Origin of the sequence: Pseudomonas sp. AN-1, assembly GCF_034057115.1 — a bacterium.
Taxonomy (GTDB): Bacteria; Pseudomonadota; Gammaproteobacteria; order Pseudomonadales; family Pseudomonadaceae; genus Geopseudomonas.
Window position 1 is genome coordinate 69,662 of sequence record NZ_CP139195.1, and the last position, 12,860, is coordinate 82,521.

Here is a 12,860-nt window from a genome sequence, read left to right on the forward strand (position 1 = left end):
GTAGAGTGTGAAGCCGTTCACCATCTGCCGGGCCCGCGCTACGGCCGCCGGCGAGTTCGCTCCATGACCCTGCACCTGCCCACCCTGCTGCTGCTGGAAATCTACGTGCTGGTCCTGCTCGGTGTGCTGATGCTGCATGCCTGGCGGCGCAGCCAGGGCGAGCCCACCCTGGGCTGCATGGCCGGCATGTTGCTGCTGGGCGCGGTCGGCACTCTGGTGGTCAGCCTGCGTGGGCTGGGCGCAGATACCCTGTCCATCGTGCTGGGCAACGTGCTGCTGTTGCTGGCCTGCGCCCAGGGCTGGGCGGCCATGCGCGCCTTCGTCGGCCGGCCGCTGCACCGGCCGGGCGTCGTCGCCGGTGCCTTGCTGTGGCTGGGGCTGTGCCTGTGGCCGACCTTCATGGCCTCCAGCGCGCTGCGGGTGGCGGCCTACAGCCTGCTGACCATCAGCTATGCCGGCGCGGCGGCCTGGGAGCTGTGGCGCACCCGCCGGTGTCTGGAGGTGTCCATCGTCCCGGCGCTGTTCCTGCTGGGGGGGCATGCGGTCTTCTACGGCGTGCGCCTGCTGCTCGACCATGGCGAAACCGCCGGCAGCATGTGGAGCGCGGTCGGCGCGAACTTCATGAGCTGGCTGGTGCTGGAGACCTTCCTGTTCGCCATCGGCATCGCTTTCGTCACCCAGGCCATGGTCCGCGAGCGCACCGAGGCGCGCCTGCACGCCATGGCCAACAGCGACCCGCTGACCGGCATCGGCAACCGGCGCGCCTTCATGGAGCGTGCCGCCACCCTGCTGGACCAGTGTCGGGGCGCGCAGCGACCGGCGGCGTTGCTGCTCTGCGACCTCGATCACTTCAAGCGCCTCAACGATACCCATGGCCATGCCGCCGGGGACGCGGCGCTGGTCGCCTTCGCCGGCGTGCTGGCCGGCGGCTTGCGCGAGCAGGACGTCTGCGGGCGCATCGGCGGTGAGGAGTTCGCCTGTCTGCTGCCCGGCGTCGATCCGGCGCAGGCGCTTGAGGTGGCCGAGCGCATCCGTCGCCGATGCGCCGAGCTGTCGTTCGGAGTGCCGGTGCGCCTGAGCGTCAGCATCGGCATCGCCGCCAGCGTGCAGGCCGGTCACGACCTGGCCGGTCTGCTGGCGCAGGCCGACGAGGCGCTGTACCGGGCCAAGGACGCCGGGCGCGACCGCGTCGAGCAGGGCCGCGCCGGCCTGCTGCCGGCCTGAGGGGCGATTCGGGTTACACTGCCGGCCTTTTCCATCCCCGCCGGAACGCCCCATGGCCCTGCAGTCCACTCCCTACAAAGTCGAACTCAACCTCACCGACCTCGATCGCGGCGTCTACCAGAACCTGCGCTTCACCGTCGCCAAGCACCCCTCGGAGACCGCGGAGCGCCTCGCCGTACGCCTGCTGGCCTACGCGCTGTGGTACGACGAGAAGATCGCCTTCGGCCGCGGCCTGTCCGACGTCGACGAGCCGGCGCTGTGGGAGAAGAGCCTCGACGACCGCGTGCTGCACTGGATCGAGGTCGGCCAGCCCGACGCCGACCGCATGACCTGGTGCTCGCGGCGCGCCGAGCGAGTCAGCGTGCTGGCCTACGGCAGCCTGCGCGTCTGGCAGGAGAAGGTGGTGGGCGCGGTGAAGAGCCTGAAGAACCTCAACATCGCCGCGCTGCCGCAGGAGCCGCTGGCCGAGCTGGCCCGCGACCTGCCGCGCTCGCTCAGTTGGAGCGTGATGATCAGCGAGGGTACCCTGTTCGTCACCGACGAGCGCGGCCAGCACGAGCTGGCCGTGGAGTGGCTGCTGGGCGAGCGCGGTTGAATGTGATCTCTGCAGGGCGGCTCTGAGGCTGTCCTGCTTTTCGGTGGCGCTACGATTACGTCAGGGTTGAACAGTGGGCTGCGCATATCTGAAACTCTGCTGACTTGAGCTATTTCACGGATCGATCCCCATGCTCGACTTGCTGAGTTATCTGTGGCCTGATTTTTTCTCGTTAAAAACAGCTGCTGCCAACAATACTGATGCGCTGAGTGCTTTGTTTTGCCTCCTGATCGGGGGGCTCTTCCTTATCGCCCTGTTCTTCGTCGCTGGGCATTACTGGCTGTCATTCAAGCGCCGCCTGAACGCGCTGAAGTCGCTGCTGCAGGACCAGAGCCGCGATAACCTCGCTATTAATCGCCGCGACATCTTGCAACGAGCCAAGGGACTCAAGCCGAAAGGAATCGGCGAGTTGTGGCAGGCTTTCGATGAGAGCCTGGCCACTGCCAGTGACAACCGGAGGCTGTTCAACACCCTGGATGCCGAGCACTTCTTCAACGCCGGCAGCCTGGCACCGGAGATCACCGGCAGCCGTTTGCTGGCTGCCGCGCCTGGCTTCCTGGTGGCAATCGGCGTACTGGGCACCTTCGTCGGCCTGACTGTGGGCCTGGTCGGTCTGCAACTCACTGAGCAGGCGGACGTCAACCAGCTCAAGGGCGGCATCCACAACCTGATTGCCGGCGCGGCGGTGGCCTTCATGACTTCGGTCTGGGGGGTTGGCGCCAGCCTTCTGTTGAACTTCATCGAGAAGCTGGCCGAGCGCTTCGTCCTGTCCAATGTCCGGGCGCTCCAGGCTCGCATCGACGAGCTGTACCCCATGCACCCGGCCGAGCAGTCGCTGCTGCATATCGCCGAATATAGCAAGGAGAGCACGCAGGCCCTGCGAGGCCTGGACGAGCGCATTGGTAACAGGCTGCAGGAGTCCATCAAGGGCATGAGCGATGAGATGCAGGAGGCGATCACTAAGGCGCTGAACAGCATCATGAAGCCTGCCATCCAAACCTTGATCGACTCGACCAGCAAACAGTCCAGCGAGGTGCTGGAAACACTGGTTGGCCGTTTCATGGATGGAATGACCGCCGCGGGACGCGAACAGGGCTATCTGATGCAGCAAGCTGCCACTGACGTACATAGCGCCGTGGGGGGCATGGGAGAGCGCATCAATCAGTTGGCGCATACGCTCGGCGAACAGCAGAACCGTCAGCTTGCCAGCGCCGAGCAGCAGCGGCAGCAGTTCGAGGCGCAGCTCGAGCGCATCACTCGCGCGGCCGAGGAGCGCCAGGAGCAGATGGAGAGGCGCTTCGGCGAGCTGATGAGGGGACTGGGTGGCCAGTTGGATAGTCAGCTGGGCGCTGCGCAGCGCCGCGATGAAGAGCGCCAGGCACTGTTCGAGCGCCTGCTGACCGACACCCGTGCCAGCCAGGCCGAGCTGCTGGAGAAGTTCACCCAGTCGACCCGCGAGCAGATGCAGGCCATGGGCGAGGCCAGCAACGAACGGCACACCAACTTGGAGAGGGTCTTCTCCCGTTTGATGATTAACCTCAATACTCAGCTGGAAGCCCAAATGAATACTGCGGAGCAGCGCGAGCAGAAACGCGCCGCTCGTCATCAGGAGCAGCAAAGCACGGCGCTGGAGCAGCAGAGGCAACTGCTCGATAGCCTCGGGCAGACCGGTCGTGAGCAGATAGTGACCATTGCCGAGACCTCGGCGGCTCAGCAGCGCAAGCTTGAGGAAACCGTCGGCAAACTGCTGGCTGCATTCAATGAGGAGGCCAGCAGACATGGTCAGCAGGCCGAGCAGCGCGAGCGTGATCGTCAGCAGCGTCTGGACGAGCAGTTGGAAAAAATGGCCAGCCAGCAGCAGGTGCTGTTGGCTGAGATCGCCGGGGCGGTGCAGACCACTCAGCAGCAGAGCCTGCTGATGGCCGATCAGCACCAGCGCCTGCTGGCGGATCTCAAGCAGAGCAGCGGAGCCGCCGCGCAAAGCAGCAAGCACATGAGCAACAGCGCCAGCCAGCTCGGCCTGCTGGCGGTAAATGTGCAGAAAGCCGCAGAGTTGCTGGGTCAGCGCCTGGAACAGGTCACCCAGCGTATCGAGGACGCCGGCAGCCAGAACGCCATGCTTGCAGGGCAGCTGCAGAGTCAGGCCGGCACCCTGCAGCACTTGCAGAAGGCTCTGCTGGAAGGGGCGCAGCGCTTCGAGCAGGCGGCCAGCGAGGCTCGTAACGGCTTCGGCGAGATGAAGCAGCACCAGCGGGAGTTCCTTGCTGGGGTGCACAGCGAGTTCACCCGCCTGGGCGAGATGCTGCGCGAGCAGGTCGAGGGTATCGAGGAGCAGGCTGAAGACTGGCTGCGCAGCTATTCCAAGGAAGTCAGTACGCAGGTTCATGAGCGTATGGATCAGTGGAACAAGCAAACCCTTGGTTTCGCCAACCAGATGCATGCCGTCGTGCAGGCGATCAGCAATGTCGTCGACGAACTGGAGACCGACCGCTGATGCGCTGGCGCAAATCCCATTCGGCGAGCGTCGACGAAGAGAACCCGTACTGGATGTCCTTCTCGGACATGATGTCGGCCCTGCTGGTGGTGTTCATTCTGGCTTCGGTGATCCTGATTCTGCGCCTGCTGGAAATCCAGAAGGAGCTCGAGCAGCGCAAGGTGCAGTTCGAGCAGGAGCTGGTCGAGCTGAAGAAGGCCGAGGAGGTGAGGCGCACCATCCTGGACGAGGCGGTGGAGGAGTTGCGCCAGCGCGGCATCAAGGTGGAGATCAGCGAGAACCACACGGTTCTGCGCATCCCCAACGAGCTGCTTGGGTTCGACACCGGCGAGTACGAGTTGCAGCCGCGCTATGCATCGACCGCGCTGGAAATCGGCCTGGTACTGAATCAGGTGATCAGCAAGGATGACCGTCTGGCCTATCTGGATACCATCTTCATCGAGGGACACACCGACAACCGGCCATTCCCCGGCTTCATGGGCAAGGGCAACTGGGGGCTTTCCACCTTCCGGGCGATTTCGCTCTGGCAGTTCTGGAGCAGCGCGCTGGCGGAAGAGCAGCGGCTCAACCGGATGCGCAACGTGGATGGCGACCCTCTGTTCTCGGTCAGCGGCTATGGCGAAACCCGCCCGGTCAATGGCCAGCAGCTCACCGAGGACGATTTCCGGGTCAATCGGCGCATCGACATCCGCTTCACCATCCGCCGCCCGGCCAGTGCCGATTACGAAGGCGTGCGTGAACTGCTGCGAGGCGCGGCTCAATGAAAGTACCGCCGCTTGATAACCGTCCGTCCGTGTGGCCGGCACTGGTCATTGGGGGGTGGGCTGAGCTAGCGGAGAAAGCCAAAAGGATGAAGGCCTCGGTGGGTGGCAGTGATGCCTTCGAGCTGGCGCGGAAAGAATGGCAAGACATGGCCGATACGGGGCGCTTCGGTGGTTTGCTTGCTCTGTTGAAGCAGCGTGTCGGTGCGCGTGCCCTGACGGATCTGTGGCTGAACGACGTGCATCTCGGCGCCCGCCTGCTCAATGCCCGGATGCTGGACTTGCTCATCGAAAATCAGCAGCCCAGGCTGACTCGCCTGACGTTGATTCAGTTGATTCAGCTGTATTTCCATTATTTCGACCGTCTCGATGAGCACAGTAAGGAAGAGAGATTGCTGGAGCGGCTACAGCAGCATTTGCATGTCCAGTTGGATCTCATGCCGGACTCGAAACAGCCACTGCTCGCCAAGGATATCCTCTCCGTGCTCAAGCGCGAGGGGCGCTGGTTGCTGAGTCTGAATGGCCCGTTGGCGTTGGTGCGCCATGTGCGCAGGCAAGAACGCGAGCTTGGCGAAACTTTTACGGCATACGGCCTAGAAGGCTTCGACGTTGGGCGTTATGGCGATATCTGCCGGGCACATTTCTATCTGGAAACCCTGCGCGGCTTGCAGCCGGGCGAATGGGATCCGGTACTGGATGAGCTGCTCAAACCGTCGGTGTGTGAAGCGCCCTATGGCGATCACAAGCTTATCGGCAATGTCGCGTTGGAGATCATGATCGACCGTGTGGCAGGTGATCCAGGTGAAAAATGGCAGAACTTTTTTCTGACGTTGGCCGGTGATCCCAGGATTGCCAGCTCGAATAAAAATTACCGCAAGTGGTGGGCTCCGATCGGCGAAGAGCGCATCAGCAAGGTGCGTGGCTGGTTGGCCAAGCTGGACCTGAGGCTTTTCCTCAAGGCAGTAGAACAGTACGGTATTGAAACTTGGAATGACGATTTACAGAAGATGTTTCCGGCACGCAAACGCTTTCTGGAGGGGCTTGACAACCTCAAGTTGGTTCGCAACGCGCGCTTGATGCTGGGACGTACAGCCGAGCAGTCTGTCAGGAAAATACTCACCAGTGATGCACTTCCAAACTTCAGTAAAATGGATGGCAATATGTCAGACAAGGCTGTCATCTATCTGGATTGTGGTGATTTTCACCTGATCGAAGGCTCCCATAGCTTCAGGATTTGGGTGTATCTGGCGCTGCCCAGTGAACGGTTGCTCTCCTACGAGAAAAATACCTTCAGTCATTCTGATCTGATCAATCTGATTCCGGAGCAGTATCAGCATCGTTATCCGGGATTGCCTATGGATGCCTATACACACCATCCGCCCCTGAACTGGCAGAACAAGGTTTTCCAGTTCCTGGGTGATAACGGGATTGGTCTGGATATCGAGCAGCTACTCACCGGGCAGGACTACAAGGCGTATCTTGCCAAGTTCGGCATGCCGGTGGTCAGTCGCAGGAAGGTGAGGGTGCCGCCTGCAGCGCTGAATCAGCTTTTCTCCTGACGTGGTGGGTATGCAATGGCCTTTCTAGACATGATCAAGAGCTTGTTGGGCGGGCGCGATGAGTCGCTTGACCAGCAGGACGGTTTCCAGTTCCAGGCCGACTCGGAAGGCCTGAACTTCTATCTGCACAAGGCGACCTTCGAGGCTCTGCTGGATGGCAGCGGCAATACCCTACAGAAGATCCAGCTGATCGCCTTGCGTATGCTCGAGGAGCAGGGGCTGGCCGAGATCATGCCCAACGGCTTCCACATTCGAGCCGCCGACCTAGCCGGGCTGGATGACGAGCAGGCCGGGGTGCTTCGGCTGCCGGCACGGTTTCCCGGCTCGTTCGTCTCGCAGATACAGGGAAGCACAGGGCAGAGCGGTTTCCGGGTGAATCTGAGTGCGCGGCTCAAGGACGGCGAGGCGCCATTCACCCACAAGGGGCCACTCCTGCAACTGTCCTCGACCGAGGTGTACCGCCTGACGCCGGCCGAGCTGATGGGGCTCGAGGCCTGGGAACGGCACCAGAACCTGGCTCCGGAAGCACGCACCGAGGCGGCCAACCTGCGGCTGATGGCTGAGCTGCAGACCGCTGCGCGCAGCGGCATGCGCATAGATCTCAGCCACTTCGAGCGCCTGGATGTCGTGGTGCCGGAGAACATCGGCGTGACCGCCACCCGCTTGCCGGACGGCAGTCTGATGCTCTGTCCCAGTCTGGGCGAGGGTTCGACACCCGATCAGTTGGAAAAGCGCTGGTCGCAGTTGGACATGAATGCCGATGGCGGCGTGATGCGCATCGACAACCGGGTCGTGCTGCTCGAAGCGAAGAAGATGGCCGCGATCAAGGAGGTGCTCGGCAACAAGCGCATTCCGGCCGACAAGGTGGCCGACTTCATCAAGACGCCCAGTGCGTTTCTCGATGCGGCCTTGGTCAATCTGGAGCTTGGCTTCTCCGTCCGAGTCATGGGCATCGGCAAGCTCCAGCACATGGACTTCGGCGAGCTGGATGCCAAGAAGCAGGACTGGTTTGCCCTGGACTCACGAGCAGCACCGGCCGAGATCATTCCAAGACTGGTGCAGTCGCCGGAGGAACTGGAGCAGTTCGAGCGCGCCCTGGCGGCGGCCCGAGAGCAGGGGGCAGAGCGCCTGTCCTTCGCGGGCGAGGTGATCGACATCTCCAGTCCCGAGGCGGTCGACCGACAGCTCGAGTCGCTGCGTGGCAAGTTCGCCGAGCCGTCAGGTGAGCCGTCAGAGAAAACCTGTCCGGATGACACTCAGGAAGACGCGCAGGCCAAAGCGCAGGTGACGGTACTGATCCGCGAGGCTGACCGGATCGATACCCGCTTGCTCGACAAGGCGGCTGCGGCGAGACCACTACACGAGCCGGAATGGTCGTCCTATGCCCGCCAGCCCTTCGCTCACCAGCGTGAGGGTATCAACTGGATGCTGGGACTGATCGGCTCGGCGATCAGGGAGAACCGGGAGGATCTCTATCGCCTGCAGGGTGGTTTGCTGGCCGATGACATGGGCCTGGGCAAGACCTAGATGTCGCTGATCGCAGCGGCCGAATACCTGGTCCAGCAGCATCACGATGGTCGCGCGCAGAAGCCCGTGCTGGTCGTAGCCCCCTTGAGTCTGCTGGAAAACTGGGAAGACGAGGTGGCGCAGACCTTCAAGAGCATTCCATTCCGCGACATCGTTGTGCTGCAGTCTGGACGGGATCTCAACCAGTACCGGCAGAAGGGCGCCGAGCGCGAGTCACAGCAGTTGGCCTCCCTGGTCGATGACAATGGTGGCATGGATGAGCAGGCAATCCGCTATGCGTTGCACATTGGCCCCGAGGCCGGCGCGAAGCGTCTGGATATGGATCGCCGCCTGGTGCTGACAACCTACCAGACCTTGCGTGACTACCAGTTCTCCTTGTGCCGGATCGACTGGGGCATGGTCATCTTCGACGAGGCGCAGAACATCAAGAACCCGAATGCCATACAGACCCGCGCTGCCAAGGGTCTGAAGGCCGATTTCAAGCTGCTTGCCACCGGCACGCCGGTAGAGAACAGCCTGGGTGACTTCTGGTGCCTGATGGATACAGTGCAGCCGGGGCTGCTCGGCGACTGGCCGCAGTTCCGTGATCGTTGGGTCAAGCCGATCCTCGATGCAGCGGAGGAGGAGAGGGATGCCGTGCGTACCCGCATCGGCTCCGAACTGCGCGCCGCCGTCGGCAGCTTCATGCTCCGGCGGGTCAAGGAAGATCAGCTCAAGGGGTTGCCCTCGAAGACCATTCACAGTGGCGTCAGCAATATGCAGTCGGGCCAGCAGGTTCCTGCCCCCAACTTGGCGGTCTGCATGAGTGGCCCACAATTGCAGGCCTATGACGCGGTGCTCGACGGTTACCGCAGTCAGCGGGCCAGCGAGGACATGCGGGGCAGGGCATTGGCAGCCTTGTCCAGCTTGCGCGAGGTCTCCCTCCATCCGCGACTTCGCGAGGAGGCCAAGCTGATGACCAGCAGCGCCAAGGAGGCGCGTCAGGTGATGCGGGAGTCGGGCAAGCTGGCCGTGCTGCTCAACCTGCTGGACGAGATCTGTCAGAAGGGCGAGAAGGTCATCCTGTTCATGGTGACCAAGCGTCTGCAGCGCCTGCTCAAGCTCTGGCTGGATCAGATCTACGGCCTGAACATTGCGATCATCAATGGCGAGACAGCCGCTGTTGCCAAGAAGCAGGAGGGTATTACAAGCAAGGCAGAGGAAATGACCCGGAAAAGGCTGATCACTGCGTTCGAGGCACAGCCAGGCTTCAATCTGCTGATCATGTCGCCGGTGGCTGCCGGGGTCGGTCTGACCGTAGTCGGGGCGAACCATGTGGTTCACCTTGAGCGCCACTGGAACCCGGCAAAGGAGGCCCAAGCCTCGGACCGCGTCTACCGGATCGGCCAGACCAAGCCGGTGCATGTCCACCTGCCAGCGGTTCTGCACCCACAGTTCGACTCTTTCGACCTGCACCTGGATCGGTTGCTACGCGGGAAGCTGATGCTCAAGGATGCCGTGGTGACGCCGGAGCCGGTTTCCGAAGGCAAGATGATTCAGGCGATGGGCTTGTGAGCAATTGAAAGATCGTGAGTTGGTTGCCTGCTATGGCATCAGTCACTGCCACTGCGCCAGCAGCACCCGCTGCTGGCGCTGCGCCGCTTCCAGGCCCAGCGGCGCCAGCCGCAGCGTCGCGCCCGGCGGGCACTGCGCCAGCCGGGCCAGCGCCTGCGGCGTCAGCGCGCCGAGGCGCGGGTAGCCGCCGATGGTCTGGCGGTCGTTGAGCAGGACGATGGGCTGGCCGTCGGCCGGCACCTGGATGGCGCCCAGCGGGATGCCCTCGGAGATCATCTCGCCGCGCCGGCACTCCAGACGCGGGCCGAGCAGGCGCACGCCCATGCGGTCGGCGCGGTTGTCCACCGTCCACTCGCTGTTGAAGGCGTCGAACAGGCTCTGCCCGGCGAAGTCGCCGATCTGCGCGCCGAGCACCACGGCGAGCGGCGCGCGGCTGTCCAGCGCCGGAATCCGCTCCGCCGGCACCTCGCGCGGCGCGGGCGAGGCGCCGCGCCAGCTCAGGCGCTCGCCCTCGGCCAGCGGCCGGCCGTCGCCGTGCAGGCCGCCGAGGCCCTCGCGGACCACGGTGGCGCAGCTGCCCAGCACCTGCGGCGCGGCGAAACCGCCCGGCGCGGCCAGGTAGGCGCGCAGACCGAGGCGCGCCTGGTTCAGGCTCAGGCGCTGGCCGCGGCGCACGACGAAGCTGCGCCAGGGAGCGAGCGGCATGTCGTCGAGGCGGGCATCCAGGTCGGCGCCGCACAGGGCCAGGCAGACGTCCTGCTCGGCGACCAGGCTGAAGCCGCCGAGGGTGATCTCGATCGCCGCGGCGTCCGGCGCATTGCCGAGCAGCCAGTTGGCCCAGCGCAGGGAGATCCAGTCGGCGCCGCCGCCCTGGCCGACGCCGAGGTGGCGCACGCCGAAGCGGCCGGCGTCCTGCAGGGTGGCCAGCAGGCCGTGGTGTTCGATCACAAGGCTCATGGCTGCACCTCGAAGGGGCTGTCGTCGCCGCCCAGGCGGAGGAACTCGGCGCGCTCGACCGGCACGAAACGCACCCGGTCGCCCGGCTGCAGCAGGCTGCGGCCCGCCTCGCGGTCGAACAGCGGGATGGGCATGCGCCCGATCAGGTTCCAGCCGCCGGGGGAGACGGAGGGATACACGGCGGTCTGCCGGTCGGCGATGCCCAGGCTGCCGGCGGGCACGCGCTGGCGCGGGGTGGCCAGGCGCGGCGAGGCCAGCTGCGGCTCGACCAGGCCCATGAAGGCGAAACCGGGGGCGAAGCCGAGGGCGAACACCTGGTACTCGCGGCTGCTGTGCAGTTCGATCACCCCGGCGCTGCCCAGAGCGCTGCGCTCGGCGAGCAGCGCCAGCTCGGGGCCGACGCTGGCGTCGTACCACACCGGCAGGCGGTGCAGGGTGCCGCTGCCGGCGCGGGCCGGCTCAAGGTCGCGCAGGGCCTGCCGGATCAGCGCGCGGGCCTGGCCGTCGTCGAGCTGTGCGAGGTCGTAGTGCAGCATCAGGGTGGTGTAGGAGGGGACCAGGTCGACCAGTGCCGCGCCGAAGGCCTCGCGCAGGCGCTGCGTGGCGGCCAGCAGCCAGGGCATGTGCGCCTCGTCGATGGCGTCGAACAGGCGCAGCATCAGGCAGTCGATGGCGACAGGCTCGATGCGCAGGTTCATGCCGGCAGCCCGTCCAGCGCTTCGCGGATGCGCCGCACCGCGGCCACCGAGCCGGCGTTGTCGCCGTGCACGCACAGGCTGTCGGCGCGCAGCAGCAGGGCGCTGCCGTCGCTGGCGGTCAGCGGCTTACCGCCGGCCAGGGCCAGCGCCTGGGCGATCACCTGCTCGCTGTCGTGGTGCACCGCGCCGGGCAGGCTGCGCGCGACGAGGAACCCTTCGCCGTCGTAGGCGCGGTCGGCGAAGGTCTCGAACCACAGGCGGACGCCTGCCTCGGCTGCCAGCGCCTCGGCGGCGCTGTTGTCGCGCACCGACATCAGCATCAGCGGCAGGGCAGGGTCGTACAGGCGCACCGCGCGCAGCACCGCGCGCAGCAGCTCGGGCTTGCGCATCATGTCGTTGTACAGCGCGCCGTGCGGCTTGACGTAGCTGACCCGGCTGCCCTCGGCGCGGCAGATGCCGTCCAGCGCGCCGATCTGGTAGAGCAGCATGTCCTCGACCTCCTGCGCGCTGCAGGCCAGCGAGCGGCGACCGAAGCCGACCAGGTCGGGGTAGGCGGGGTGGGCGCCGATGCGCACCTCGTGCTGCACCGCCAGGGCCACGGTACGGCGCATGATCGAGGGGTCGGCGGCGTGGAAGCCGCAGGCGATGTTGGCGCAGTCGATGTGCGGCATGACCTCGGCGTCGAGGCCCATGGTCCAGGCGCCGAAGCTTTCGCCGATATCGCAGTTGAGGAGCAGGCGACTCATGGCTGGTTTCCCCTGGTTGTTGTTGGTGGGTTAGGGAGGGCGTTGGAGCGTCCTTGGCAAAACAATGATAAAACGTTGATAAAACGTCAACATAAATTTGCTATGCGGCGGCGCTGCGGATGAGCGGCGCATTCCTGCTATCCTTGCCCGCCCCAATCGCCTCCCCGATGGAATGCCCGATGGCTGATCTACCCACCCCCCGGTCGCCGCGCTCGCCCATAGTGGCCTCCGCCCACCTGGCGGCGCAGTCGCAGGAGCTGTCCGAGTTCGAGTTCGGCCTGATCATCGCCGGGCATGCCTTTATGCGCTGGATGGAGCGCTGCATGAAGGCCGCCGGCGGCGCCGAGCTCAACGCCCTCGACGTGATGGTGCTGCACAACCTGACCAGCCGCGACCGCGCCAAGCGCCAGGCGGACCTGTGCCTGCTGCTCAACATCGAGGACACCCACACGGTGACCTACGCGCTGAAGAAGCTGATCAAGCTCGGCCTGGTGGAGGGCGAGAAGCAGGGCAAGGAGATGTTCTACCGCACCACCGAGCAGGGCCGGGCGCTGTGCCTGGAGTACGCCGAGATCCGCGGCGAATGCCTGATCTCCTCTTTCGAGAGCCTGAAGATCGACCCCGCCGAGCTGCATCGCCTGGCCGGCCTGCTGCGTACCCTGTCCGGGGTCTACGACCAGGCCGCCCGCGCCGCCACTTCGCTGTGATCCGCCCGCCCCCTGCCGAGTCCCGAACCGAATCCCCG

9 protein-coding genes and 1 pseudogene are annotated in these 12,860 nt (G+C 64.8%); 7 read left to right on the forward strand and 3 right to left on the reverse strand.

The annotated features are described in order from the left end of the window. Positions 1–63: 63 nt before the first annotated feature. The 6 genes and pseudogenes from SK095_RS00320 (at position 64) to SK095_RS00345 (ending at position 9,714) form a co-directional block, all read left to right on the forward strand. Positions 64–1,224, forward strand: a complete 1,161-nt coding sequence (locus SK095_RS00320; RefSeq protein ID WP_320547511.1) for a GGDEF domain-containing protein — start codon at positions 64–66, stop codon at positions 1,222–1,224. Between the two features lie 52 nt (positions 1,225–1,276). Beyond that, the gene (locus SK095_RS00325; protein ID WP_320547512.1) at positions 1,277–1,819 is read left to right on the forward strand and encodes a YaeQ family protein; all 543 of its coding nucleotides are present in this window, start codon (positions 1,277–1,279) and stop codon (positions 1,817–1,819) included. A gap of 130 nt (positions 1,820–1,949) precedes the next feature. Next, positions 1,950–4,313 carry an anti-phage ZorAB system protein ZorA gene (gene zorA, locus SK095_RS00330; protein ID WP_320547513.1) on the forward strand — a complete coding sequence of 788 codons (2,364 nt, stop codon included), beginning with the start codon at positions 1,950–1,952 and terminating at the stop codon, positions 4,311–4,313. Further along, complete coding sequence (locus SK095_RS00335; RefSeq protein ID WP_320547514.1) at positions 4,313–5,077, forward strand: OmpA family protein; 765 nt, start codon at positions 4,313–4,315, stop codon at positions 5,075–5,077. Before zorA ends, SK095_RS00335 begins: the two co-directional genes overlap by 1 nt. Then, on the forward strand, positions 5,074–6,633 hold the full coding sequence (locus tag SK095_RS00340; RefSeq protein ID WP_320547515.1) for an EH signature domain-containing protein: 1,560 nt from the start codon (positions 5,074–5,076) through the stop codon (positions 6,631–6,633). Before SK095_RS00335 ends, SK095_RS00340 begins: the two co-directional genes overlap by 4 nt. Positions 6,634–6,648: 15 nt before the next feature. Further along, positions 6,649–9,714, forward strand: a pseudogene (locus SK095_RS00345) (DEAD/DEAH box helicase). Between the two features lie 42 nt (positions 9,715–9,756). Here the strand turns inward: SK095_RS00345 and SK095_RS00350 are convergent. Genes SK095_RS00350 through SK095_RS00360 form a run of 3 tightly spaced genes read right to left on the reverse strand, consistent with a single transcriptional unit; the run spans position 9,757 to position 12,115 of the window. Next, the gene (locus SK095_RS00350; protein WP_320547516.1) at positions 9,757–10,671 is read right to left on the reverse strand and encodes a biotin-dependent carboxyltransferase family protein; all 915 of its coding nucleotides are present in this window, start codon (positions 10,669–10,671) and stop codon (positions 9,757–9,759) included. Next, positions 10,668–11,369 (reverse strand): allophanate hydrolase subunit 1, encoded by a 702-nt coding sequence (locus SK095_RS00355; protein WP_320547517.1) that lies wholly within the window; start codon positions 11,367–11,369, stop codon positions 10,668–10,670. The genes SK095_RS00350 and SK095_RS00355 overlap by 4 nt, the downstream gene beginning before the upstream one ends. After that, positions 11,366–12,115, reverse strand: a complete 750-nt coding sequence (locus SK095_RS00360) for a 5-oxoprolinase subunit PxpA (RefSeq protein WP_320547518.1) — start codon at positions 12,113–12,115, stop codon at positions 11,366–11,368. Before SK095_RS00360 ends, SK095_RS00355 begins: the two co-directional genes overlap by 4 nt. 179 nt (positions 12,116–12,294) lie before the next feature. On the opposite strand from SK095_RS00360, the gene SK095_RS00365 reads away from it, so the two are divergent. Further along, the gene (locus tag SK095_RS00365) at positions 12,295–12,822 is read left to right on the forward strand and encodes a winged helix DNA-binding protein (RefSeq protein WP_136488503.1); all 528 of its coding nucleotides are present in this window, start codon (positions 12,295–12,297) and stop codon (positions 12,820–12,822) included. The last annotated feature ends 38 nt before the right edge of the window (positions 12,823–12,860 follow it).